This window comes from Paenibacillus agilis, assembly GCF_007786455.1.
In the GTDB taxonomy this organism is placed as follows: domain Bacteria; phylum Bacillota; class Bacilli; order Paenibacillales; family Paenibacillaceae; genus Paenibacillus_B; species Paenibacillus_B agilis.
Genome location: NZ_VNJK01000005.1, coordinates 128364 through 153645, shown reverse-complemented (window position 1 = coordinate 153645; position 25282 = coordinate 128364). Strand labels below are relative to the sequence as shown.

Sequence of the window (25282 nt, the reverse complement as noted above, 5' to 3'; positions counted from 1 at the left end):
GGTTTTTTTTTATGATCAAAGCCAAGAGAAAGTATCGTTTTCCATTGGAAATGGGAGCAACGACTACATCTAGGGGGAATGAAATATGAAGCGAAAATCTGATCTATCGAATTTACTAAACATAGCGAGTGAGAAAAAGGGGCTTTTGATCGTATCGGTGATATTGTCAGTGCTGTCGAGCTTGCTGCAAATTGTTCCCTTCATCGCTGTTTATAACATCATTAAGGAATTGTTCGAACATGCTCAACATGCTGCGGCTATAGACGGTGAATTGATTGTATATTGGGGAATCGTGAGCCTTGTCAGCTTAATTGCTGCTTTGATTGCGATTTACATAAGTGCAATGAGCTCTCATATCGCGGCCTTTCATATTCTCTATCAACTACGCGTACGACTTGCCGATCATATAGCTAAATTGCCGATGGGCTATCATACGAAAACGGCAACAGGCGAATTGAAAAAAATTATTGAAATTAGTGTGGAAAAGGTTGAGAAGTTTATCGCGCATCAAATACCAGACCTGCTTAGTGCGGTTATCGTTCCTTTATTATTCATTGGCTATTTATTTTGGCTGGATTGGCGTCTGGCATTGGCATTGGTCATCCCGATGATCGTTGGCATGTGGCTGCAAACGAAAATATATGGTGGTGCAAAAGGTCAGCAAGCGTACCGCGACTATCAATATGCGATGGAAGAAATGAATGCAACGGGAGTGGAGTATGTTCGAGGAATGCCGGCCATTAAAGTATTTGGGATAAAGGCAGCTCGATTTTTAACGTTTAAGCAGGCGGTTACGAAATACAGAGATATATCGATCGGCATTACAGACTTATACAAAACACCTTACGGTATATTTTTTATAGTCATCAGTTCTTTATATACGTTCGTTATTCCAATTGGTATATGGCTCATTAGTGGTCATGCTAATGCTGGTAGCCAATCGTTTGCGATTACGTTTATTTTGTTTTTACTCGTTTCACCGAGCTTGTCTGCACCAGTGCTCAAGTTGATGTATGTTGGCTCTGGGTTGAGAGAGATTGTGGAAGGCAATAAGCGAATTGAAGCTGTCTTTTCAGAGGTAGCAGTGAAAGAACCAGCTCATCCCCAAGTTCCAACTACCTATGATGTTGCTTTCCAACAGGTCACTTTTACATACGAAAATAAAGATGATAAAGATCATAACGATGATAACGATGTTAAATATGTGTTAAAGGATGTAAATTTCATGGCGAGAGCAGGGGAAGTAACCGCACTTGTCGGCCCTTCTGGAGGAGGGAAATCTACGATTGCGCAATTACTGCTGCGCTTCTGGGATGTACAGCATGGTGTTATTACGATAGGCGGAGTTCCTATAAGTGAGATGGGGACGGAGCAGTTAATGGATACGGTATCGTTCGTGTTTCAAGATGTTCATTTGTTCTACGATACGATCGAAGCAAATATCAGGATGGGCAATTCAACAGCATCCCAATCGGACGTTATTGCTGCTGCCAAACGTGCTTGCTGCCATGAGTTTATTGAGAAGTTAGAGGATGGTTATCAGACGAAAATAGGTGAAGGGGGCACTCATCTATCTGGCGGTGAAGCGCAGCGTATTGCAATCGCTCGGGCCATTTTGAAAAATGCTCCTATTTTGGTTCTAGATGAAGCAACTGCTTATGCCGATGCAGAAAATGAAAAGAAAATTCAACAAGGGTTGATGGAACTTGTAAAAGGAAAGACCGTGCTGATCATTGCTCATCGATTGTCGACGATACGTTCGGCAGAGCAAATACTTGTTGTGAATAAAGGTGAAATTGTAGAACGGGGAACGCATGATGAGCTGTTGGGGTTAGATGGTTTGTATCAAAAATTGTGGCGGGCACATATAAGTTCAACGACTTGGAAATTGGGCGTGAATAAGAGCATTTCAACGACGAAGGTATAAGGGAGGGAAATCGAAATGATGCAATATTTCACAAACATTTCAGGTGGAAATGTCCGCAGCTTATGGCCAACAGGTTTAGCAGCAATCCTAGATGGAATCGTCAGAGTATTTCCAGCGGTGCTGCTGGTTGATATATTCAATACGATGTACATGTACTTCGCGGAGCCTCAATTCGGTTTGGATACAACTCGATTGTGGACAGTTAGCATTTTGTTATTTGGATGGATGTTTATCTCATATTGGACATTCTCCATTCTGTACGATAAATCGTACTATGTGGCTTATCGTCAGGCAGCATCAGGGCGATTAGAATTAGCAGAGCACATTCGTCGTCTATCCTTAGGATTTTTCAATAGGCGTGATCCTGCTGATATGACGAACTTATTGCTTAGTGATTATACGCAAGTGGAGACGACAATCTCTCACAATGTGCCACAGCTGATCAGCGGCATCATTATGCCTGTATTTGCATTCGCGGGCCTTATGTTTTTGGATTGGAGAATGACGCTAGCAATGTTTGTTGCTCTTCCATTCGGCCTGCTGTTGTTATGGTTAACAAATTCCTTGCAAGAACGGTTATGTGAGAATCAAGTCCGAGCGAGAAATGAAGCAGCCAGCCGCTTGCAAGAATATTTGGGAGGCATACGAGAAATTAAGGCACACAATATGGGAGGAGATCGTTTTCAAAGATTACGATTATCGTTCCAACGTTTGAAAGAAACGTCGATTCAGTTGGAGGCGATTCTTGGTCCTCTTATTATGGGCGCCATGCTGCTAGCTCGTTCAGGCATGACGATTATGATTTTAGTAGGCAGCTATTTACTGTTGGACGGATCGTTAACATTGCCGATATTTTTGCTCTTCCTATTAGTAGGCACTCGAATTTTTGATCCGTTAACTGCGGTGTTAATGAATTATGGCGAGATGAAATATTCTGCATTTAGTGCACAGCGCATTATGGATGTAAGGCGAGAGCAGCCGTTGCAAGGGGATAAAAATATCAATCCGAACGGGTCCATTGTATTTGAACGTGTTACTTTTAGTTACAATGAGCATGCATTACCGGCTTTGAAAGATGTGTCTTTTACGATTAAGCCCAAAACGATTACGGCACTCGTTGGCTCTTCGGGGAGCGGGAAAAGTACGGTGACACGATTGATTTCGCGATTTTGGGATGTGCAGCAAGGTGAAATTCGTATCGGGGGTCAAGCCCTTCACGAAGCAGACCCTGAACGCTTATTGCAGCATATCGCGATCGTGTTCCAGGATGTTTACTTGTTCCAAGATACAATCGGTAACAACATTCGTATCGGAAATATGAATGCGACACAAGCAGAAGTAGAAGAGGCAGCCAGACGTGCTTGCTGTCATGATTTTATAGCTGCTTTGCCGCAAGGGTACGATACTCCTGTGGGTGAAGGCGGATCGACACTGTCAGGTGGAGAAAAGCAGCGTATTTCTATTGCTCGTGCACTGTTGAAAGATGCTCCGATTGTATTGCTTGATGAAGCCACCGCCTCTCTCGATGCCGAAAATGAGTCAGCTGTACAACAAGCGATAAACGAATTAGTAGCTCACAAAACGGTTGTCATTATCGCTCATCGGTTAAAGACGATACAGCATGCTGATCATATTATTGTACTTGAGCAAGGGAGTGTCTCTGAAGAAGGAACACATCAATCGTTGGTCTTAAGTGGAGGTATTTATGCTAAGTTGTGGGGATTGCAGCAAAATGCGGAAGGTTGGAATGTACGAGCTTAAGTTACATTTCGAATTATAAATCGATGATTACAGCATGTTGAGGATAACAAAATAAGATTGTTAGCCAGTCTCTTCTATAAGAGCTGGTTTTTTTGTTGTGAGTACTATTGCTTGGAGGAGACAAATGACTTGCTGGAGTGGGAATAATGCAGTACACTATTTTAGTGAGAATGATTCTCAATTTATACCGGAAACTAGGAGGTGAGGTTACAACCTTGAACATTCAGATCGTAAGCCGTCATTTAGATGACGCATATGTTGAATCTGATTTCACTACGATGTTCAAACGTCAAAGTGAACAAGATCGTTATTTGATTCCATCCCATTTAGGGGAGGGATCGATTCAGAGAATTCCTTTGCGCAAAGGAATGGAGCTAGTTTGGTTCGATACAGCGTTCAGCAATGGTATCCAGTTAGATTTTGATGTTCAATATCCTCATTTGGAAATCTCATATACGGTTTCTGGTAAAGGTGTGTACGAAGCAGTAGCACAAGCGCATGCTTTTCAACTTACTTCGGCTGTTTCCAGTCTTACTTATATGGACGGCACTCGAGTCCACACAGAAATTTCTTCTGAAGAGCGTATACGTCATATGGAACTCCGAATCGATCTGAACGTGCTGGACATGATACTTCCTGAACTTGAACCTATTAAGCAGCATTCATTTTTCTGTCAGCAGTTAGCTGGCGTTCCTGATATCTCTCTCCTAATTGAACAAATGCAAAATTGTCCTTACCAAGGTACCCTCCGCAAACTTTTCTTAGAAGGAAAAGCGCTCGAGTTGTTGGCTCTACATTTGAGTAGACTAGATGACCATCCAGGTGAATGTTATACGACGAAATCTAAATTAAATGCTCACGATATTCAAAGTTTGTACAAGGCAAAGGAAATATTAGATCACACTTGGATACAGCCTCCAATGCTAAGTGAACTAGCTAGAATGGCTTGTCTGAATGACTATAAGCTTAAACTAGGGTTTAAGGAGTTGTTCGGTACAACGGTATTCGGCTATGTGCGTGCCCTCCGAATGAATACAGCAAGAACATTACTTGAGCAGGGAAAAGTAAATATAAGTGAAGCAGCGACTATGGTAGGGTACAGTAATATGAGTCACTTCTCCTCCCTGTATAAAAAAACATTTGGTTATAATCCAAGTGAATGCGGGAAGAAGTAAGCGGAGAGATTCAGAGCAACGTTTAATATACTATGCTAGGTTTTAAGCGGACTGGGCTTTGGGAGTGCTAACTAGTTGCGCACTTGCTATTCAACTCGGACTGTGACAGTATAAGAGGAATGTCATGCAATATCATGTATTTGCTGTAATGCAGAACGATGTATTTGCATATATCATTTGTCATCAGAGTTAGAGTAGAGTGGAGGAATAGCAGTAATGGAATTGCCTAATTGTCCAAAATGTAATTCATCATACACTTATGAGGACGGAATGTTACTCGTATGCCCGGAGTGCGCGCATGAATGGTCCCCGCAAGCAGAAGGGACGCAGAGTGATGGCGAGCGTGTCATCAAGGACTCAAACGGAAATGTGCTGCAAGATGGAGATACGGTATCGGTTATTAAAGACTTGAAAGTAAAAGGTAGCTCTTCGGTTATCAAAATTGGTACGAAGGTTAAAAATATCCGTCTTGTAGATGGCGATCATGATATTGATTGCAAAATCGACGGCTTTGGCGCAATGAAGCTGAAGTCGGAGTTTGTGAAAAAAGTGTAGTTTGCAGCATTTGCAAACCTATAAGATTTCAATCCGTACAAAGAAACCGGGCAGCGCGATAGGCTTCCGGTTTTTTTGGTGTCCCTATTCAACTAGTTACGAGAACATTTACGTGCGCAAAAATAAAATAGCGGCAAAAATGCAGTTATTTAATTTGCATTTCGCCATTTTAGGGGTTTAGTGACAAAACTGCATTTATTTTTGTAACATTTCCCCTTAAAGCACATAATCGGGAAAAATAACTGCACATTTGCCGATATTTACGTCTATACGCTATTTTCGAGAGAAAATAACTGCATATTTGCGCAACTTGGATGGTGTGTAGATTGGTGTGCAGCTTGAAGTATATCGCATCTCAACCAATCTAATCTAATCCAAGCCATCAGCCAATGCTCAATTAATCACGCTGCTTAGAAGGCAGACGCAAAAAGATAAATACGAGCATCCAAAGGATGCAGCCTAATAAAATATAAAGCCCGTTCCCACTTGCAGAAATGCCCATACCTTCAGGGCTAAGCAGGATTCCCGTAAAAAAGCCCAGCACCAAACTAATGATGATCTCCAGCACTTTTAGCCTCATACCAAGTCTCCTTTGCTATAAGTAACACACATCAGCAAATCGATAGCTTCTATATACTATCTATATTCAAAAGTACGGCTACTATTGTGCTCAAAAGCAGGTTTTCTATCTACATATCTACTTATCTATGTTCAATGTACGATTTCTATCTGTTGCTTCCTAATTGGACTAATTGGATTACATACCATTTTCCCATGCCTTTTTCCGATAAACGGCAGGTGTGCATTTCTCAAATTTCTTAAACGTTTTTATAAAATAGCTAGGCTCACTAAATCCAAGTTCATTGCTTATTTGACTAATAGCCGAATCAGTCGACTCCAACATTTGCTTTGCGCATTCCATTTTCAGGCGCGGGACAAACGTGGAGAAGCTTTCACCCGTTTCTTTTGTAAATAGGCGGCTAAAATAGCTCGGACTAACGTGGCAAAGATCGGCCATATCCGTAAGCTTTATTGTGACGCTTCTATGTGTGTACATATAGTCAAAAGCAGGCTGAAGTATGGAGCTAGCTGCCGTCTTTTTAATACCTAAATCAGGAGGCGAAATACATTCAACAACAAGGTCTTCACTTGACGACGGTTCATTAAATAATGGTTTATTTAACAACTGCTCGTTAACTAACTGCTTCATTAACGATTTGTTCGATGTTTGCTCATATTGCTCCGGCAGCCTCGAAGGATTCAATGGATCAGCAGATGGATCTGGCACCACAGAATGACCTTGTAGCCCGGAGGCATTTGCTTGCACCACAGAACGACCTTGCAGCTCGGAGGCATTTGCTTGCACCACAGAATGACCTTGCAGCCCAGAAGCATTTGCTAGCACCGCAGAATGCTCTTGCACCACAGCAGCATTTGTCTGCATCGCAGAAGAGTTCGCCGTTAACGCTTGGCGGTAGCTCTCAATCACTGCATTTTTATCAATCGCTTCTTCCACCATATAATTGCACAAATGATACAGCATATCGGAAATCGTCGTTACCTCGTCATAGGTCAGCACGGGAAGCGCAGTATAATCTTGCTCTAAGCTGCGGAATTTTTCATCTGTAACCTTACTAGAAGGACGAGTTACGATCTGTTCCAGCTCAACCGAATCATCCTTCAGCAGCACTTGCCCTGCCATAATCGCACCGACATATTGATTGTGTACAATGATTGGAATAGCGATATCTATAATATTAAAGTGGCATCGATAAATGTAAGGCTTATTCAGCCGCACGGCATCCAGCCCGCCCCTGGCATCACATTTTTGACAGTAGGGTGACAAAGTTTCATCTTGGCGTACTGCCTTGCAGAAGCTTTGGCATTGGCTGTGCTGAGAGACAGGGACGCCTTTGTAGTCGGTCGTAATGATGGCCATTTTTGTGACAAGAGACAGGGAATCCTGCAGCTTCTGCCACTTTTCTAGGTCGATAATGTTGTCCAATTGAAATTGCTGCGTGCTCATGCTGTTCACCATCTTCCATTTATGCGCTTGAAATAAGTATAGCATGATATTCCTATGGAAGGACATGATAGTCCTATTTGCCAGTGAGATCTCCTAAAACAAGATATGAAAACGCTTTATTTAGACTTCATTATTCAATGACCTTCGGATTGGGTAATCCTATAATAAAAGTACATACTATTTAATCGTATTAACGAATGACGGTGTAATGAAATAGTTTATGCATCGACTAAAACGGTTTGTACTATATCGCGTGCCAAATTGCGCAATTTACATGTATTACCTACATTTCACTTGCTAACTAACTTTTAAATAACAATAATTTTTTACTACACAGGAGGATAAATAACATGAGAAGAGCGTTTATTAGTCCGGCTAAATATGTTCAAGGTGAAAATGAAATTTTGAATCTAGGGTATTTCATCAAAACATTTGGTGAATCCGCTTTATTGATTGCAAGTAAAGATGACGCAGCACGTGTTAAAGATAAATTAGTACACACAATGAAAGAGTATGGCGTTACGATTGTTGAAAGCGGTTTTAACGGGGAGTGTTCTCGCCAAGAAGTTGCTCGTTTGCAGCAGTTAGCGAAAGAGCATAATTGTGCTTGTACGATCGGTCTAGGTGGAGGAAAAGCGATTGATGCGGCGAAATGTGTAGCTGAGGGCGAGGCGCTTATTATTGTACCGACGATTGCAGCAACAGATGCGCCAACGAGCCATTCCGCTGTATTGTACACGCCAGAAGGCGAGTTCGACGACTATGCTTACTTCAAGCAAAGTCCAAGTGTCGTATTGATCGATACGACAGTTATCGCGAATGCACCAACGCGTTTCCTCGTAGCGGGCATGGGTGATGCGCTCTCTACGTATTTTGAAGCAAGAGCAACGGCGAAATCCTACTCCAACGTAAATGCGGGACTCCCTTGCGGACGTATTGAAGGTGTAGGCGAGCCTGCTAAAGGAACAAAGGCTGCACTTGCATTGGCTAAATTGTGTTATGAAACACTACTTGAGGATGGCTACAAAGCGAAGCTGGCTTCAGATGCAAATATCGTGACTCCAGCGCTTGAAAATATTATCGAGACGAACATTTTGTTGTCTGGTCTAGGGTTTGAGAGCGGCGGTTTAGCAGCTGCACATGCTATTCATAACGGCCTTACAGCGTTGGAAGGCGCGCACCATTTCTTCCATGGTGAAAAAGTTGCATTTACGACAATCGTCCAATTGGTACTTGAAAATGCACACAAAGAAGAGCTAGACGAAGTATTGGGCTTCTGTGTATCGGTAGGATTGCCAGTATGTCTCGCAGATATCGGTGTCCATGAAGTGACGAGAGAAGAATTGATGAATGTAGCTGTGAAAGCTTGCATTCCAGAGGAATCTATTCATTCGATGCCATTCCCGGTAACTCCAGATGACGTGGTAGGGGCAATGATCGTGGCGGACCAACTAGGGCAACAATTCAAAGCAAGAATATAGAGCAAGAGGGTGAATGTGATGAAAAAAATTATGAACCAACCAGAAACGCTCGTACGTGAAATGTGTAGAGGCATCGTGCTGGCGCATCCAGAATTGGAGTTCAATAGCAAATATAAAATCATCAAAAAGAAAGATATTAACCAAGACAAAGTAACGTTAATTAGTGGCGGCGGCAGTGGACACGAGCCTGCGCATGCGGGATTTGTCGGTCAAGGCATGTTGGATGCAGCGGTATGCGGCGACGTATTTGCTTCCCCTTCCCAAATACAGGTGTATCAAGGTCTGAAAGCTTCTGCTAGTAAAAAAGGGACTTTGATGATTATTAAAAATTACAGCGGCGATATAATGAACTTCAAAAATGCTGCGCACCTTGCAGGTGAAGACGGATTGCTTGTCGACTACGTTAAAGTCGATGACGATATTGCGGTAGAAGACAGCTTGTACACGGTTGGCAGACGTGGCGTAGCAGGTACAGTATTCGTACACAAAATTGCTGGCGCAGCTGCGGAAGAGGGCAAAGAGCTGAGCGAAGTGAAAGCGATCGCACAGCAGGCAATTGATAACACGAGAAGCATTGGCTTTGCGTTTACTTCTTGCACGGTTCCAGCGAAAGGCACGCCAACGTTCCAATTAAACGATGACGAGATCGAGTACGGCGTAGGCATTCACGGTGAGCCAGGCATTCGCAGAGAGAAGATTGCATCTGCTGATGTACTTGCGAACAAGATGGTAGCGGATCTCCTTCGTGATATGAAGCTTAGCGACAGCGACCATCATGAGATTGCGTTGCTTATCAATGGATTCGGCAGCTCGCCATTGCAAGAACTGTACTTGCTTGCTAATTCCGTTGTGAACGCGTTGAAAGATAAAAATATTACGATCTTTAAAGTGTTCGTCGGCAACTATATGACGAGTATCGATATGGCAGGCGCTTCTGTTACGTTTATGAAGCTGAACGACCAGCTGAAACATTACTTGCAAGCTAGCTGTTATACGCCAGCACTTCAAGTGAACGGTGAGTTCTTGCCTGTGCATATTGAGGTAGCAGAAACGTTGGAGTCACAGTCCGATGCGGAGGTATCGTTCCGCTGTGAGACAGATTCGAAATATGCAGTTGTACAAGACAATAAATTCTCCTTGAACAACTTGATCTACCTCGTCGATAAGATGAGCGAGATCATTATTGAGAACGAAGTTCCATTCTGTGAGCTGGATTCGCATGCAGGTGACGGCGACTTCGGCATGAGCGTAGCGAAAGGCTTCCGCCAATTGAAGCGTGAATGGGCGGAAATTATGGAACATCACACGACGAATATCGGTGATTTCCTGCATGCGTGCTCGCTTATCATTATGGAGCACTGCGGCGGCGCTTCCGGCCCGATCTGGGGATCGGCGTTCCGTGCGGCGAGCAAATCAGCTGGAGACAAGGCAGAGCTGTCTGCTCCAGAATTTGCGGCGATGATGCAAGCCGTTGTGAAAGGCATTCAAGACACAGGCGAGCGTTCCTTCGGACGCGGAGCTGTTGTAGGTGATAAGACGCTAGTAGATGCGCTAGCTCCGTTCGCGGATGCTTGGGTGCAAAGTGCGGAAGCGGGCGATGACATCAAGACAGCGGCAACGAAAGCGGCGGAAGCAGCTGTGCAAGGTGCGAAGCATACGGAGACGATTGTAGCTCGTATGGGACGCGCAGGTACAGTGGGTGAGCGCAGTCTTGGTTACCCAGATGCGGGAGCTTACGCGTTGGGAGTTATCTTTACAGAGTTGGCTCAAGTGATCGAAATAAAATAGATACTAAAAGTGAACCCCTCTGGCTAATTTCAGTCAGAGGGGTTTTTAAGTTTATTTCGCAGCAGTGATAACCAATTCGATTATTTAATCATATCAGGTTCTGCTGAGCAATTCATGAACCATGTGGAAGTAGAAGGTTCTTTTTATCCCCATGAAATTGTAAGGACAATATTTGTAGGCAAGTGTCTCTGAATACAATGGAATCATATTATCGTTGGAGGTGCTGCTATGACAGAACAATCCACACAGTCCCAACCCTTTATCGGGGATCGATTTCCGAGCATATCGGTTCATACGACCATTGGCCCTCTTTCCCTCCCAGATGCTTATCAAGGCCGTTGGTTTATTTTATTTAGCCACCCTGGTGATTTCACGCCTGTATGCACAACAGAATTTGTTGCCTTTGAACGGTTAAAGCCTGAATTTCAGCAGCGCAGCACCGAATTAATTGGACTATCGGTGGAGCAAGTTTCCTCTCATATCAAATGGATCGAATGGATCAATCAGCATCTTGGCGTCCAAATCACGTTCCCGATCATTGCAGATGGGCTTGGTGCAGCAGCAAAACGTCTAGGCATGATTCACCCCATCCACGGTACACGCACAGTACGCAGCGTCTTTTTCGTCGATCCAGAAAGTACGATTCGACTTATACTTACCTATCCAGAATCGGTAGGGCGCAACACGTATGAAATATTGCGTGCACTGCAAGCTTTGCAAACAACAGATGCGCACAAAGTGGTCACACCTGCTAACTGGCCCAACAATGATATGATCGGCAGCAAGCTGCTGCTGCCTGCAGCCCGGACGGTGCAAGCTGCGCAAGAGCGAATGGAGAAGACGAACGCAGGTCAGATGGATTGCCTCGATTGGTGGTTCTGCACGAAAAAGGTATAGGACATTCTGTCTTGTTCATAGCGTAAATCATAGAAGCAGGTAAAGAGAATAACAGCTAGGAGGATGACGATGATGGCCCAAGCAGGTGAGCCAGATAACCGCTCGAAGAAACCAGAAAATGCAGCTCTCTTGCCGCAATCGAATAACAGTGTCGCTCCGTATCAAGAAGTTCGCAAATATATCCCATTTCGTGGATTGTATGATCCATGCCCGCCACTACCCTATAAGTCCTATGTAGTTCCGATTAATCAATTCATTAACTTTCAACCACCTAATTGGCCTCAGTTTACATTAAGCCAAGCTTTGACGCACGGTACCTTGTGGCCAGCCCTGTACAGCTCGTACCAATCGCAGCGGGGAGGGAACGGGACATGAACCTAGAACTTTTCCAAACGCCAGAATATCATCGGGATTTAAGGCAGCTGCAAGAGGTCGATTTTGTACTGCTGGAGTTGAATTTATATTTGGATACGCACCCTGGTGATGCTCAGGCTATTCAGCAATTTAACCATTATGTGGTGGAACGAAAAAAAGTAGCTGATGCCTTCCAAGCACGCTATGGTCCGCTGATGAACTTTGGACATTCTGCTTCTGGCACCCCATTTACATGGGTAGAGACGCCGTGGCCATGGCAAATATAGAGACCGAGAAATAGTGCAGGTATGAAAATACCGAATAGGTGAGGTGACTACCGTTGTGGGTATATGAAAAAAAGCTGCAATACCCTGTGCGAGTAAGCAAATGTGACCCGCGCATGGCGAAGTTTTTGTTGGAGCAATACGGTGGAGCTGATGGAGAGCTGGCGGCAGCTCTTCGTTATATGAATCAGCGCTATACGATTCCGGATAAAGTTATCGGATTATTAACGGATATCGCAACTGAAGAATTTTCGCATCTGGAAATGATTGCTACGATGGTGTTTAAGCTCACGAAGGATGCGACTCCGCAGCAAATGGAGGAAGCGGGACTAGGGGCAAATTATGCTTCGCACGATAATGCGCTGTACTATAGTAACGCTGGGGGTATCCCTTGGTCGGCTACCTATATTCAAGCTAAGGGTGATCCGATCGCAGACCTCTATGAGGATATTGCCGCAGAGGAAAAGGCTCGTGCTACATATCAATGGCTAATCAACATGACCGATGATGTTGATTTACAGGATAGTTTGAAATTTTTACGTGAACGTGAAATTGTCCATTCATTACGTTTCCGTGAAGCGGTAGAAATTTTAAAAGGTGATCAAGGGGCGCAAAAAGTATTTTAATGCAAAGATAGGTAATGTTCATATAACATATAGACCCGCAGATGAGCGTTTGAGAACATCTCTGCGGGTTCTTTGGGTTTGACTGGTATGTAGGATATTTAGGCATGATGAACAGTATTCAAAACTTTCAAACAGTTTTGAATAATTTAGTATATATTTAAAAATAAGTATTTTTATGTTTGGACAAGATACGGCATATTATCTATACTTAGATGGCTAACATCAATTACTAAAGGGGAAATAACTTTGAAAAAAATAATAATTTTATTATCAGTTGTGGTTCTTTTGTTTGTAGCAACTCCAATTTCTTCAATTTATGCATATCAAGGAGGTTTATTAGATAATAAGCCTATGGGAATTGGGACGGGTACGGGATTAGGTACAGGGAAAACTACAACAATTACAGATAATGATCCGAATACATATTTTGAATTAGCACGAAGTGAGGGGACATTTACAGATAATGATACATTATGGTATGAATTTGATTGTTCGAAAAATATTACAGGGTATCGCTTAAAAGCAGATTCGTCGAATCCTGCAATCTATTTAAGAAAAGCCGACAATACATTTATCGAGTTACAGCATGCAAAAAAAGACGAGAGTTATGTAAGTATTGATTATAAAGACATCACTGCAGTTAGTATCCAAACACTAGGTGCGAAATCTAAAATATATGAACTAGATGTCTTTGGAACTGATGGCTCTAACTGTGAAGCAAAGCCTGAAATCGGAAATCGCGCCATCTTAGTTGTAACCATGATGACAGGACTCGAGAAAGAATACGATCTATCTATGGATGAAGTTAATGCATTTCTGAACTGGTATGAAGCGAAATCTAATGGAGTAGGTTCTGCAAAATTCGCAATTGATAAGCACGACAATAATAAAGGTCCATTTAGTAGCCGAAAGGATTACGTCATCTTCGATAAAATTCTTACCTTTGAGGTAAGTGAATATACAACGAAATAGTAGATTAAGAGCCTCGGGAGTTATTCCGAGGCTAATTTTTGCTTTGCATTACGTTCGACTTGAACTGAGAGTATATACGATTAGTGAAGCAGCGGTTAATTGTTTATCGAGATAAGAAGATATACTCGATATCTCTGTCCGATATGTTAGCGAGCAGCGTTTTATATAAGTCCGTTTAGCATGATATACTAGCTGATGAAGGGGATTTTATTTCACACTTAACTCCTTCTAATCTAATTTTCGGAGATGCTGTTACTTATGATCATCAAATTCATTCGTTTGCGTTAATGAGAGGTACAGAGATATAGGCTCGAGTCATTTTTAAAGGATATGACCTGAGTTTATTTAACTGTGCCTTTTTCATTCTCTCAAATTGAATGAATGGGGTGTTTTTTTGTGCTTACAAATAAAACGAAATTAGATGACAGTATCTGTTTGCTTACTAATCATCAGCATATTTTTGCATGTCCAATTTGCTCGCAATCGATGATGGTACAATCTCGAAGCTTAGTTTGTGGGAATCATCATAGCTTTGATATTGCGAAGCAAGGCTATGTGAATTTGCTTTCCCGTGCCCATACAACGAAATATGACAAGCAATTGTTCACAGCTCGCTCGGCAATAAGCGCAGATGGATTTTTCGAGCCGATGCTCGAGGGAGTACATGCGGCGATTAAACGTGCAATTAGATCAACAGTTGGCGGGGTGAAAATACTAGACGCAGGCTGTGGCGAAGGCTCACATTTGTCCGAGATACTTTTTAGATTGAATGAGCATTCGAATGATAAACATTTCGGAGTTGGCATCGATATTGCGAAGGCAGGAATTAGCCTGGCTTCTAGAAAAGGAGCACGAGATTCAGGCACTTCAAGAACGCTTAAAGGTTACGGAGAATATGGAACTCTGGATACAATCTGGTGCGTAGCCGATCTTGCCAAGTGTCCATTTGCAGATCAATCGTTTGACGTGATCGTAAATGTAATGTCTCCTGCCAAATACACGGAGTTTCAACGGTTGCTTGCCGATGAAGGATTAATTATAAAGGTGGTTCCGGAGAGCCACTATTTGAAGCAGCTCAGAGGCGAATTTTACAGCCAAACGGATAAAGATGTATATTCGAATGAACAGACGGTAGAGCTGTTTAGACATCATTTTGAATTGTTGGACATTCAGCGTGTTCAGTATGAAGCAACCTTAAATAAAGACCAACTCCAGCAACTGATTCAAATGACGCCATTGTCGTGGGGCGCGCCTGAAGAGACTCTAAGGAAGATGACGGATCTACATCAGTCGGAGGTTACGTTTGATTATTCTATTTTGATAGGATCGAAAAAAGAGAGGGAATAACTCCCCTCTCTAGGCTGCCGAGCATAATATCGGCAGCTATTTTTATATCCGACCATGCAGTATCATACGCTTTTCGATCATCACTTACAGCTAACGACAAGCCTCTATTTGTATGAATTCAAATTTATTTTTTCATAAGTAGTTTTTTCCCTTCAGCCTGGATTTGATGCAGGGCTTCATCAGTAGTAATCTTACCTTCGAGGACTTGTTGCGTTTGAGTATTGAACAGTTCCGAAAATGTGGTGTGAAATGGGTAGAGCCAGTTTTTCCATACCGCTGATCTACCCTCTCTGCCTGCTTTGAGCATATAGTAAGTGGCGGAGCGCGTAGTATCTTGCTTATTAATCGACTGTGGCAGTGTAGGAATTGTTAAGGAAGCATAATTTGAATTAGCCTTAGCGTATTCATCACTATTTACAAATTGGATATAAGTCCAGGCTTCGTCCACATGTTGAGATGCTGCATGAATGGAAGTGATATCCGTTGGTTGTATTTGTGCTGAAGAATTTGGATAGGCTTCGCTCGTTGGGATGGTTACGAATCCCCATTCAAATTTCTTTCTACTTTTTCGGGAAAGCTCTAATTGGCCGCTCAGACTCGCAGAATCAATCTTCATCGCAGCTCGGCCTTCTTCAAACATATCTTCTATAGACTCCCCAGGGGGCTTACTATTAATCGTGTTGGACTTGATTGCATCGATAGTAATATTGTAGACATTCTTCCATTCTTCACTGTTTAAGAATAGCTGCTGCTCCTTCGTATCGAAAAGTGAAAGCCCTTTTGCTGCTCCAATCTGAGAAAAAAGATCAACTGGTCCATAAAAGCCAGTAATTCCAAATATACGATCAGTGTCTGAGCCTTCTGTAGGAAAACGTTTGGCAAGCTGTATGAGCTCTTCCCACGTCATTTTATGCTGTGGTGGATCAATGCCAAACTGCTGGAACAAATCTGCGTTATAGTACAGCACACTAGTATCAAAAAAAGGTGCTAGACCGTAAATCTTTCCGTCGGATTCGGATTTCAAATTTTCCACGATATGTGATATTTGTTCGAGCTTATATTCACTATTTTTAATGTGTATATCCAACTCCAGCAGTTTGCCTTCACGGGCAGCCCGCTGATAATCTTGGGGATTTTCAAATACTACGAGGTCTGGACGCTGCTCATCGATGAATTCCATCCGCTGCTTAGCTTGCTGTTCACGCGTTGCGTTAAAGTCGAACGGCAACTCAACAACTTCGAGTTCTATATGTGGATGCTTGATTTTAAACATCGTACTGAACTGATTATTGAACCCGTCCGCATAATCGACGAGTATTTTCAATGTTACTTGTTTAGGAGCGTCAGGGCTATTACTCCCGCATGCACTAATGATGATTAGAGTGAGCAAGAGGATACCAATGAGTATTTTTCGATATTTACCCATCATAATCACATCCTTATCGATTCGAATTGTTCTTTTCAGTAACGTAATACTCGGTCATTTTCTCTGTTAATTGATGCTGGAGATTTAGAATTGTTTCATGCAGAGTAGATGGATTCGCAGTTATTTGTTCAATCTTCTCATTAATCAATGCTTCAAGATTCCAAGCAGCATAATGCTCGGCTGCCGAGGGTTGATTCGGATTAGGTTTTAACTTCGTTAGCGCTTCTAATTCCTTGCTAGGAATTGCTTTAATATAGGCTGTTCGAGTAGATATGCCATAATAGGTGAGATACGTTTGGGATTTTGCCATAACATCACTGTTAAAGTATTTAATAAACTCCCACGCCGCTTGTTTGTGAGCTGATGTTCTGGAGATGGACCAAATGCTCGTTATTTGCATCCCACTTGCTATATCTGGATTGGAAGAATGGACGGGCATCGTTACCATTGACCATGAAAAGCGTTTGTTCTGATCTTCGAATGCGCGAGAGCTCTCACTTAGAAAAGATGCGAAATCAGAAACTCTTTCCATAGCAACGTTTCCCTCTAGGGTTTTAAAATAATAAGATGGCTCTTCTTTAGGAGAGTAGACCCCACCCTTTAAATAGGCTTGAATCGCTTCTTCAAAAAGTTGCTTCCATTCCGGCGTATTTAACCGTGGCTGTCCAGTGGCCTTGTCAAGAAAGGCCAATTGGTTTGTTCTGCCCATCTGAACAATGAGCTTGCCAAGCTGCTCTTGATAACTGATCGACAGTCCATCCACTGAGTCATTGCTCGCAAGTTCCATTTGATGAGCCAATTGAAGTACTTGCTCCCATGTCATTTGATGATGCGGAGGTTCAATTCCATACTTTTTAAACAAGTCAGCATTATACAGCAGAGCTTCGGTCTTGAAATAAGGAGCCAGACCATATAATTGCCCACCACCTTTTAGTCGTAGTTCCTCAGTAATGGAAGGTAAAATATTTTGTACATCAAACTCATCTTTCTTAATAAGATGTTCGATTGACTCTAGCAGTCCTTGGGATGCAAGCTGCTTATATTGTGGAGTACTAAGTATAATAATGTCAGGTTTATACGTTTGTGTGAGTTGTTGGAGGGCTTCATTATCCAATGGTTCTGTGTAATCCATACCGATTTCTTCTCTATTAATAAGCTCGAATTCTACGTTTGGATATTGCATGCTGTATATTTTTGCGTAGTCGTTCCAGAATTGATATTCACGCTCCACAAGTACCTTCAACTTCACTTTCTCGGCTTGTTGCTGAGGTTTATCTGGGATTATTAAGCATCCACTAAGCAGCATAGATAGAACGATGAAAGTACAAAATGAACGCTTATACGTAAAGAGGAGGTTTATCATAAAGGGTTATCTCCTTTTTGGATTACTTTTGTAGTCCGTTAATGCATACGAATGGCTTGTTTGGTTAGACTGAAGCAAGGTCGATCGTTTCTACTATAAAATAGTTCGACCTTACTCCGTCTAAAGCTACTTTTTGCTTGGATCAATTGGGATTTCCCAATCGACGTCCTCGTACGTGTTTGCCAATTGATTCATTTGAAATGTAATCTGAGTTGTATCTTTCAGATCTTTAAAGTAATAGTACGTAGTATGTTTAGTTGAATGGACTCCTTTTTTCCAATTCTCCAAGAATAAATCTGATGAGTACAGCATATTACCTTGGATATCTTGTAGATAGGAATTGGTCCAAGTATCTATTGGGTATTCTTGCTCGATCTTCAACACGTTTAACTTATCAGGAAGTTTAGGTGTAAGCATTTTGTTTTTGATATCGTCAGCGAAGAATCGTTCAGCTTCTTCTTTTTTCATCTGAACGGTGCTTAATTTGATTTGAACGCCATGCTTCTCCGTTTGTACGGGTTCATGCTGAAGTTTTGCGATACTAGTAGGTATTTGGAAATTAATCGGTTGAACGGTCATTATGCTCTTTAATTCCAATGTGAATGGTTCTGTAAGCCACTGTTTCATAGGATATATGGAGCCGCTCCATTTTTGTGCGGGTTTGAGCTTTTTATTTTGTATTTCAAAAGAATAATAATCTGTTGTCGAAGTATTTAATTGGGTTCTAACTTTACCTTGCTTATCTTTTACATCAAAAACGGTGTACAAATCGATAAGCTCTTCGCCTACATTTTGCAACTCAAAGTTGAATTTTGCGGAACTTGGGAGCAGGTCCACCGCATTTATTTTCATTTGAATGCCACTTTTATGTGTATAGCTGTTACTAACAGGAATCGTACGAGTGGAGGATGCAGCTAAACTGCGATCAATGGAAAAGCTTTTCTTCCAAGTTCCTTTAACATGCCCGATACGAGTTAGGTTTACATGAAAGAGCAGTGGATCGGTTGAAGCTTTGTCTGACACAGTTAGGAAGATAACACCCTCATTTTTATCTTGATATTGACTGTGACCGACTATTTCTCCAGTCGTATTAGCCAAGTAGAACGGGCCTCCTTTGATACCACGTTTCCAATCCCAATAAGTTAATATATTTACCTCTCCTTGCTCGCCATAGTACCAGATTTCTTTTCTCATCTTGGAGGGATCAAAGTTCTCAAAGGTTCCATACCAACGGTCTATGACTTCTTGCTCCACTAGTTTTAGCCCTGTCGTATCATATTTGACAGGCAGTAGTGTTCCGTCTTGTTGCTCCACTCGATAATGCAGTCCAACGACGTTGGCATCGGCATAAACTTCCTTGAAGCGTAAAGTAACTCCTTGATCGGTTATTGCTTCATTTATTGGAATAGACAAGCCAGCAGCAGCGCCTAATCGCACACTTTCATGCTCTGTATTGAGCTTTTTATCAGCTAGCCAAGAGGTGAAGTTACGGTTGATGGAATCTTCTTTTGATGTACTAATTATGTCCTTGGTCTGTAATAAGTTTCTATCCACATTAGCAGTTACATTGGCATTCGTAAGTGTAAGAGAGCAGATCAGTACTAATGTTATTACACCTGCCAAAGAGCGCCGATTGGATGGCTTATAATTCGCAATCGTTAATATTCGTTTCTTTAGTTCCTTTTTATTACCGGACAATTGTGTCAAGTTAGATAGGCGAAATGGGCGAGGTTGCAGCAAACTAATGATGGTGTGGCCGTATTCAAATTTTTGATCTTCTCGGATATAGGAAAGAGCAAGTGAATCACAAGCCATCTCTTGATCTTCGCGCATTCGTTTGTATGCATACCAGAGGATCGGATTGAACCAATGGAAGATGAGCATGACGTACATGCAAGCATTGACCAATATATCTTTGCGCTTCAAATGAGCTAATTCATGTAGAAAAACAAAGGGAAGCTGTGCAGTGTTAAGGCTGTCTATCACATTTTGATTTAAAATAATATGCGGCCGAATAAAGCCAAACAAAGCAGGACCTGGTAACTTTTCTGATAATACTAATGGAATATTTCTTGAAATGGACATCTTTTGCTTGCATTCCTCTAATGTGCCAACGAGCTGTGCGTCCGTAATTACAGGCTGCTTATAAAGTAGTCTATAGATGCGTACATTCGCGAAAACAAAAAAGCTAGCAAACACAGTTACTCCGCTCAACCATAGGAAAAAAGCAACATCGAACCAGGAAAACGGAATGGATTCAGACTCGATTGCTGACGGTAGAGAAGGTACGGAAGGCAAAGAAGTAGGGACGTGATGAGGATCTTCTTCTAGAGATGTGGATTTTGTTACTATACTTGTTGGTTCAGGAGCAGGAGCAGATTCTGGAGATGTGATATCAGGTGATGTTACAGTTGGGCTCTGATTATTCGCTTCGTGTGTGATAAGCGGAACGGTTGTATTCGTAGTAATGGTTGCATGTGAAGAATCTTTACTACTTTCCATACTTGATGGGTTTGCAGCTGGTGTTTCGATAGTATTATTGAATACGAGCAAATTATAAATGCTAAATGAACTTTCCGGAGCCCAAGGTAGTATAAGTCGAAGTCCTACGGCAAGCCATATTAGGTAATGCCATCTTGGGCTTAATTTATTTCGCAGCATGGCTTTAATAAAGACAATAAGAATAACCAGCAAGCTCGCCATAATCGTCGTTTCTATAATCCATTCAAAGGCTTGCTGTATAAGGAGAATGAATTGACTCATAGACAATGATTCCTTTCCTAGTCAGATGAGGAGCCAGATGATGGTTTTTCTTTCTCATCTAGTAGTTGCTTTAGTTCCGCGATATCTTCGGAAGATAGCTTTCGTTCGTTGATAAAGTTCACCAGTAATGGTTTAATGGCTCCACCATATAGACGCTGGAGAAGAGAATTCGTAACCTCCCGTACACACTCATCTTCCGTAACCAATGGATAATAAGAGTAAGAGCGATTGGATTCTTGCTTAAAAGTGATCACTTCCTTCTGAACTAAGCGACTGAGCAACGTACGGATCGTTTTAGGGCTCCATTCCTTTGGCTTAGCCAGTGCATCGATAATTTCCGCTGACGTTCGTGGTGATCCTGCCCACAGCACCTTCATTACTTCCCATTCTGCATCGGATATGTGAGGGGTTTGCTTCATGACAATCAACCGACCTTTCTGTGAAAATGGATTACATAAGTAGTCATGTGATGTATTCTAAATGTAAAATAATCACATGTCAACAAATGGATTTAACAGATGTGTTATCGAATGAAATATCTGTTGCTGATTGCACGTTTTCTCTCTCTAGGAATTGGGGTTGGTTCGGCTCTTGGCTGAGTCGTGCTGGAATACAATTCGATCTCCAATCCTGGATATAAGCAGTCTTATGCAGCTTGCTGCCTTAATTACTGTATTGGTTCATAGTAAATTACTAGCGCGAAATAGAGTGAATGGGTGATCGTTAACTTTAGCAAAACTTTATGTAATTTAATTAACAATCTTAAGCCGTGTTCGGGCAAAGCTTAGTATAATGTTAATGCGCTTTAACTAAAGGAGGCTAAGCGTGTGTAGTAGAGAGCAATTAGAAAGAGTAGAAAAAGATCCATGGCAGTGAAAGATGTACACTATTCGTAGAAATGGGAGTGACCATGAGATGAGAAAAATGATAACCGTTCTAACTACGCTTGTTCTTCTGCTATTTGGTGCAGCATCTGCTTTTGCTGTAAGTCCAGGTACTAGTACTTCGAGTAGTATCGTGAATGACCCTGCATTTGGAATAACGGCTACCTATACGGGTAAAGATGCGAATGGCAATCATCATGTGCAATTGTCTTGGGACAATCGTGGCAGCAACGTTAACTCCTACACGGTGTATCGTTATCCGACTTTATATCCATGGGGTGGAGAAGTCGCGGCAGGATGCTCGAACTTGACGACGACAAGCTGCGAGCATGTTAGTGCGGCATATGGTCAATATGGCTATGTAGTAAGAGCCTATTATCAGGATGGTAGTATTGTTCAATCCAAACCAGCAATCGTTAGTATTCATAAATACTCAGGTCCTCCAGCAACGCCTATCATCTACGCAACTGAGCCTGTGAATGGCAGCTTTACCGTTGGTTTCAACATCGCGTCCGGCAACAACGCCGATAGATGGGAGTTGAAAGAGAACGGACAAGGTGTCCTCTTATCTCCTAATTACACCGGCTCATTGATTGAAAATGGTCAACAGCCACAGCATGCTTCTAATCATTTTTACAACAAGCCCCCAGGAACTTATGTATATCAAGTAAAGCTAGTTAATTCTTATGGAACTTCATTATCATCGACGATAACAGTAGTTGTGCCTTAATCAAATCGTTTTCTTGCTGCATGTTTGTTGTATGGAATGCAATTAGTATGAGACAGTTCCTGCCTAGGCGGGGACTGTTTTTTGTTGATGCACAATTACGTTCATGTTCGTGCTTGCAGTGCGCTATAATGAATGAAAAGATTCCATGTATTTCATTTGATGTGCAATCGAATAGAAAGATAAAGGAGCCTTCTATGCATTCGATAATAAAGAGTATACAGAACGAAGACAGTGTGAATCACATACATATCGTTTCCTTGGGGGATCGGGCGCTGCTCGTCGATTGGGGTGGTGGCATTGAACGAAATACTCATGAGCAAATTCGTGCCTTCTGTTTGCAGTTAGAACGTGCTGATATATCAGGCATTATAGAACTTATACCTTCCTATACAACGGTTACGGTAGTCTACGATCCGATGGAGCTACGCGATCCAGCGACTGGTGCATGCTGTTATCATCGTGATGGTCAACTCACATCTTCTCCGTTTGAACTCTTAAAGGGGATTATTGAGGGAATGCATAACTCGCTGGACCCGAAGGTGGAGACCATCACTGCAAACATAGTGGACATCCCTGTTTGTTATGGAGGAGAGTTTGGACCAGATTTGCAAGAGGTAGCGGAGCATACGGGATTAAGCTCGCAGGAAGTTATTAAGCTTCATTGTGGTCAATCTTACTTGGTTTACATGGTCGGCTTTGCACCAGGTTTCCCGTATCTCGGTGGCATGTCTGAAAGGCTCAGCGTCCCACGGCGTAGTTCCCCACGGACAGCTATTACGCCAGGTTCAGTTGGTATTGGCGGCAGTCAGACGGGAGTCTATCCATTGGCTACTCCAGGCGGATGGCAGTTAATCGGCAGGACGCCGCGCAAGTTGTTTCGCCCGCATCACGCAGAGCCTAGTTTACTGAAGATGGGCGATATCGTTCGTTTCTACCCGATTGAACCAGAACAATTTGCGGAATGGAAAGAGGATGAGCAATGAGCCTTTTAATCGTTAAGCCAGGTTTGCTTACAACTGTGCAAGACTTGGGCAGGTATGGTTACCAGCAGCAAGGTATAATTGTGAGCGGAGCCATGGATACATTTGCGCTGCGGGCAGCGAATATATTGACAGGCAATGCACCAGATGCAGCTGCATTGGAGATTACGCTGCGCGGGCCAATGATTCGTTTTGAGGCGGATGTGCTTATCGCGATTTGCGGCGGGGATCTATCACCGACGATTAACGGGAAGGATGTACCTTTGTGGCGGCCAATTCTCGTGAGGGCAGGTGAGATCTTGGAATTCGGCGAGTGCCGCTCAGGTGCACGGGCGTATTTGGCTGTAGCGGGCGGTATTGATGTGCCGATGGTGATGCATAGCCGCAGCACGTATTTGCGTGCAGGTATTGGGGGCTTTGAAGGCAGAGCTTTGCGAGCGGGAGACACGCTGCCTATTGGTGAAGCTTCAAATGTTGCTGTTTTTTATATGGAGGAACGTCAGGCTGAACTGCAAGCAGTCTCATTCCTTGCTTCTTCATGGTTTATTGGCTATACATCTCACCCAGCTTATCGCTCTGACCCCGTTATTCGTTTTGTACGAGGACGTGAATTCACGAAATTCACGCCAGATAGCAGGGAAGAACTGGTCAATCGAAGGTTCCGTGTTACGCCCCAATCTGATCGGATGGGATATCGCCTCGAGGGATCGGCCCTTCGCTTAGAAGAACCTGTTGAGATGCTGTCAGAAGCCGTAACCTTCGGAACGGTTCAAGTCCCGCCAGATGGGAATCCGATTCTATTAATGGCAGATCGGCAAACCGTAGGTGGCTATCCGAAAATAGCACAAGTAGCAAGCGTAGACCTTCCGATACTCGCTCAAATAAAGCCTGGAGAACGAATCCGATTTACCGAAATTTCAATGGAAGAAGCGCAGCAGTTATACATATCATCGGAGCTGCTGCTCGCAAGGGTAGCAGCATCCGTTCAGCTATATATGAAGACAGGAGGACCCCGTTAAATGTATACAATTGACTTGAACTGCGATATGGGAGAAAGCTTTGGCGCCTATACGATTGGCAATGATGAAGCCATTCTTGATCTCGTCACATCTGTAAACATCGCTTGCGGCTATCATGCGGGTGATCCGCGTACGATGCGACAAACGGTAAACATGGCACTGAATAAGCAGGTAGCGATAGGAGCGCATCCAGGGCTGCCCGACTTGGCGGGCTTTGGTCGCCGCAACATGGCGATTACACCAGCAGAAGCGTATGATATGACCGTTTACCAGATCGGCGCCCTAGATGGATTTATTCGTGCAGAAGGCGGAACGATGCAGCATGTGAAACCGCATGGAGCACTTTACAATATGGCGGCTCAACAGGAGAAGCTTGCGGAGTCGATTGCCGAAGCGGTGTATCGAGTGAATCCAGAACTGGTTCTGTATGGGTTATCTGGTAGTCGATTAATTCAAGCTGGTGAACGTATTGGATTGCGGACAGCGAGCGAAGTGTTTGCGGACCGCACCTATTGTCGAGATGGGAGCCTTACACCAAGAACAGAGCCAGATGCACTGATTAGTGACCCAGCCCAAGCGGTGGCTCAAATTCTACAAATGGTCACATCAGGTACAGTTTGCTCGCGTGATGGTGTAGAAGTAAAGTTGAAGGCGGAGACAATCTGCATCCATGGCGATGGGGAGCATGCGCGAGTGTTTGCCAGCCACATTCGGGACATGCTGATAGCGAAAGGGATTCAGCTGCAAGCTGCTGGGCATCGTGCGAGGTATTAAAAGCGTTAGGCGAGCAGCATGTGGCACGTTAGTGCTAGCGGAACGGAATCGTTTTGAAATTAGCATTGAAGTTCGCATGAGCATTTTGTGAGCAAACATCATTATTTTCCTCATTCTTATTGACATGGAAAATTAGGGTGTGTTATATAA

22 protein-coding genes are annotated in these 25282 nt (G+C 42.9%); 16 read left to right on the top strand and 6 right to left on the bottom strand.

What is annotated here, in order from left to right; genetic code table 11:
* The first annotated feature begins 85 nt into the window (after positions 1-85).
* The 4 genes from FPZ44_RS23310 (at position 86) to FPZ44_RS23295 (ending at position 5418) form a co-directional block, all read left to right on the top strand.
* On the top strand, positions 86-1927 hold the full coding sequence (locus FPZ44_RS23310) for an ABC transporter ATP-binding protein (protein ID WP_144994489.1): 1842 nt from the start codon (positions 86-88) through the stop codon (positions 1925-1927).
* A 15-nt stretch (positions 1928-1942) separates the two neighbouring features.
* Positions 1943-3688, top strand: a complete 1746-nt coding sequence (locus FPZ44_RS23305; protein ID WP_144994487.1) for an ABC transporter ATP-binding protein — start codon at positions 1943-1945, stop codon at positions 3686-3688.
* Positions 3689-3903: 215 nt separating this feature from the next.
* The gene (locus tag FPZ44_RS23300) at positions 3904-4863 is read left to right on the top strand and encodes a helix-turn-helix transcriptional regulator (protein ID WP_144994485.1); all 960 of its coding nucleotides are present in this window, start codon (positions 3904-3906) and stop codon (positions 4861-4863) included.
* A 216-nt stretch (positions 4864-5079) separates the two neighbouring features.
* Complete coding sequence (locus FPZ44_RS23295) at positions 5080-5418, top strand: zinc ribbon domain-containing protein YjdM (RefSeq protein ID WP_144994483.1); 339 nt, start codon at positions 5080-5082, stop codon at positions 5416-5418.
* 397 nt (positions 5419-5815) lie between these two features.
* Here the strand turns inward: FPZ44_RS23295 and FPZ44_RS23290 are convergent, their stop codons facing one another.
* Together FPZ44_RS23290 and FPZ44_RS23285 are read right to left on the bottom strand one after the other, a co-directional pair.
* A complete protein-coding gene (locus FPZ44_RS23290; RefSeq protein ID WP_144994481.1) occupies positions 5816-5998 on the bottom strand; it encodes a hypothetical protein in 183 nt (60 codons plus the stop codon).
* 177 nt (positions 5999-6175) lie between these two features.
* Positions 6176-7444, bottom strand: a complete 1269-nt coding sequence (locus FPZ44_RS23285; RefSeq protein ID WP_144994479.1) for a PocR ligand-binding domain-containing protein — start codon at positions 7442-7444, stop codon at positions 6176-6178.
* Between the two features lie 350 nt (positions 7445-7794).
* On the opposite strand from FPZ44_RS23285, the gene FPZ44_RS23280 reads away from it, so the two are divergent.
* The 8 genes from FPZ44_RS23280 (at position 7795) to FPZ44_RS23245 (ending at position 15193) form a co-directional block, all read left to right on the top strand.
* The gene (locus tag FPZ44_RS23280; RefSeq protein ID WP_144994477.1) at positions 7795-8925 is read left to right on the top strand and encodes a glycerol dehydrogenase; all 1131 of its coding nucleotides are present in this window, start codon (positions 7795-7797) and stop codon (positions 8923-8925) included.
* Between the two features lie 18 nt (positions 8926-8943).
* Positions 8944-10713 (top strand): dihydroxyacetone kinase subunit DhaK, encoded by a 1770-nt coding sequence (gene dhaK, locus FPZ44_RS23275; RefSeq protein WP_144994476.1) that lies wholly within the window; start codon positions 8944-8946, stop codon positions 10711-10713.
* A 228-nt stretch (positions 10714-10941) separates the two neighbouring features.
* Entirely contained in the window at positions 10942-11610 is a 669-nt protein-coding gene (locus tag FPZ44_RS23270; RefSeq protein WP_144994474.1) for a peroxiredoxin, read from the top strand.
* A 69-nt stretch (positions 11611-11679) separates the two neighbouring features.
* On the top strand, positions 11680-11985 hold the full coding sequence (locus FPZ44_RS27175; protein WP_418789207.1) for a spore coat associated protein CotJA: 306 nt from the start codon (positions 11680-11682) through the stop codon (positions 11983-11985).
* Positions 11982-12251: a spore coat protein CotJB gene (locus FPZ44_RS23260; protein WP_144994472.1), complete on the top strand. Its 270-nt coding sequence runs from the start codon at positions 11982-11984 to the stop codon at positions 12249-12251. Before FPZ44_RS27175 ends, FPZ44_RS23260 begins: the two co-directional genes overlap by 4 nt.
* A gap of 53 nt (positions 12252-12304) precedes the next feature.
* On the top strand, positions 12305-12874 hold the full coding sequence (locus tag FPZ44_RS23255; RefSeq protein WP_144994470.1) for a manganese catalase family protein: 570 nt from the start codon (positions 12305-12307) through the stop codon (positions 12872-12874).
* Positions 12875-13120: 246 nt separating this feature from the next.
* Positions 13121-13846, top strand: a complete 726-nt coding sequence (locus FPZ44_RS26960; RefSeq protein WP_261378509.1) for a hypothetical protein — start codon at positions 13121-13123, stop codon at positions 13844-13846.
* Between the two features lie 396 nt (positions 13847-14242).
* Positions 14243-15193, top strand: coding sequence for a putative RNA methyltransferase (locus FPZ44_RS23245; RefSeq protein WP_261378508.1), 951 nt, complete (start codon positions 14243-14245; stop codon positions 15191-15193).
* Positions 15194-15317: 124 nt separating this feature from the next.
* Here FPZ44_RS23245 and FPZ44_RS23240 read toward each other — a convergent pair whose 3' ends face one another.
* From FPZ44_RS23240 to FPZ44_RS23225, 4 genes are all read right to left on the bottom strand, one after another.
* A complete protein-coding gene (locus FPZ44_RS23240; protein WP_144994467.1) occupies positions 15318-16622 on the bottom strand; it encodes an ABC transporter substrate-binding protein in 1305 nt (434 codons plus the stop codon).
* Positions 16623-16632: 10 nt separating this feature from the next.
* Positions 16633-17982 (bottom strand): ABC transporter substrate-binding protein, encoded by a 1350-nt coding sequence (locus FPZ44_RS23235; protein ID WP_144994465.1) that lies wholly within the window; start codon positions 17980-17982, stop codon positions 16633-16635.
* Positions 17983-18108: 126 nt separating this feature from the next.
* On the bottom strand, positions 18109-20745 hold the full coding sequence (locus FPZ44_RS23230) for a M56 family metallopeptidase (protein WP_144994463.1): 2637 nt from the start codon (positions 20743-20745) through the stop codon (positions 18109-18111).
* A 17-nt stretch (positions 20746-20762) separates the two neighbouring features.
* Complete coding sequence (locus FPZ44_RS23225; protein ID WP_144994461.1) at positions 20763-21164, bottom strand: BlaI/MecI/CopY family transcriptional regulator; 402 nt, start codon at positions 21162-21164, stop codon at positions 20763-20765.
* 496 nt (positions 21165-21660) lie between these two features.
* On the opposite strand from FPZ44_RS23225, the gene FPZ44_RS23220 reads away from it, so the two are divergent.
* The 4 genes from FPZ44_RS23220 (at position 21661) to FPZ44_RS23205 (ending at position 25132) form a co-directional block, all read left to right on the top strand.
* Positions 21661-22359, top strand: a complete 699-nt coding sequence (locus tag FPZ44_RS23220; RefSeq protein WP_144994459.1) for an early set domain-containing protein — start codon at positions 21661-21663, stop codon at positions 22357-22359.
* A 194-nt stretch (positions 22360-22553) separates the two neighbouring features.
* Positions 22554-23342 (top strand): 5-oxoprolinase subunit PxpB, encoded by a 789-nt coding sequence (gene pxpB / locus FPZ44_RS23215; protein WP_144994457.1) that lies wholly within the window; start codon positions 22554-22556, stop codon positions 23340-23342.
* A complete protein-coding gene (locus tag FPZ44_RS23210) occupies positions 23339-24358 on the top strand; it encodes a 5-oxoprolinase subunit C family protein (protein ID WP_144994454.1) in 1020 nt (339 codons plus the stop codon). The genes pxpB and FPZ44_RS23210 overlap by 4 nt, the downstream gene beginning before the upstream one ends.
* A complete protein-coding gene (locus FPZ44_RS23205; protein WP_144994452.1) occupies positions 24359-25132 on the top strand; it encodes a LamB/YcsF family protein in 774 nt (257 codons plus the stop codon). It begins immediately after the preceding gene.
* Positions 25133-25282 lie beyond the last annotated feature (150 nt).

Excerpts from the sequence above, each read along its gene's own strand:
- FPZ44_RS23310 (WP_144994489.1), top strand. The coding sequence starts at position 86 with ATGAAGCGAAAATCTGATCTATCGAATTTACTAAACATAGCGAGTGAG.
- FPZ44_RS23305 (WP_144994487.1), top strand. The coding sequence starts at position 1,943 with ATGATGCAATATTTCACAAACATTTCAGGTGGAAATGTCCGCAGCTTA.
- FPZ44_RS23295 (WP_144994483.1), top strand. The coding sequence starts at position 5,080 with ATGGAATTGCCTAATTGTCCAAAATGTAATTCATCATACACTTATGAG.
- FPZ44_RS23290 (WP_144994481.1), bottom strand. The coding sequence starts at position 5,998 with ATGAGGCTAAAAGTGCTGGAGATCATCATTAGTTTGGTGCTGGGCTTT.
- FPZ44_RS23285 (WP_144994479.1), bottom strand. The coding sequence starts at position 7,444 with ATGAGCACGCAGCAATTTCAATTGGACAACATTATCGACCTAGAAAAG.
- FPZ44_RS23280 (WP_144994477.1), top strand. The coding sequence starts at position 7,795 with ATGAGAAGAGCGTTTATTAGTCCGGCTAAATATGTTCAAGGTGAAAAT.
- dhaK (WP_144994476.1), top strand. The coding sequence starts at position 8,944 with ATGAAAAAAATTATGAACCAACCAGAAACGCTCGTACGTGAAATGTGT.
- FPZ44_RS23270 (WP_144994474.1), top strand. The coding sequence starts at position 10,942 with ATGACAGAACAATCCACACAGTCCCAACCCTTTATCGGGGATCGATTT.
- FPZ44_RS27175 (WP_418789207.1), top strand. The coding sequence starts at position 11,680 with ATGATGGCCCAAGCAGGTGAGCCAGATAACCGCTCGAAGAAACCAGAA.
- FPZ44_RS23260 (WP_144994472.1), top strand. The coding sequence starts at position 11,982 with ATGAACCTAGAACTTTTCCAAACGCCAGAATATCATCGGGATTTAAGG.
- FPZ44_RS23240 (WP_144994467.1), bottom strand. The coding sequence starts at position 16,622 with ATGATGGGTAAATATCGAAAAATACTCATTGGTATCCTCTTGCTCACT.
- FPZ44_RS23235 (WP_144994465.1), bottom strand. The coding sequence starts at position 17,982 with ATGATAAACCTCCTCTTTACGTATAAGCGTTCATTTTGTACTTTCATC.
- FPZ44_RS23230 (WP_144994463.1), bottom strand. The coding sequence starts at position 20,745 with ATGAGTCAATTCATTCTCCTTATACAGCAAGCCTTTGAATGGATTATA.
- FPZ44_RS23225 (WP_144994461.1), bottom strand. The coding sequence starts at position 21,164 with ATGAAGCAAACCCCTCACATATCCGATGCAGAATGGGAAGTAATGAAG.
- FPZ44_RS23220 (WP_144994459.1), top strand. The coding sequence starts at position 21,661 with ATGAGAAAAATGATAACCGTTCTAACTACGCTTGTTCTTCTGCTATTT.
- pxpB (WP_144994457.1), top strand. The coding sequence starts at position 22,554 with ATGCATTCGATAATAAAGAGTATACAGAACGAAGACAGTGTGAATCAC.
- FPZ44_RS23210 (WP_144994454.1), top strand. The coding sequence starts at position 23,339 with ATGAGCCTTTTAATCGTTAAGCCAGGTTTGCTTACAACTGTGCAAGAC.
- FPZ44_RS23205 (WP_144994452.1), top strand. The coding sequence starts at position 24,359 with ATGTATACAATTGACTTGAACTGCGATATGGGAGAAAGCTTTGGCGCC.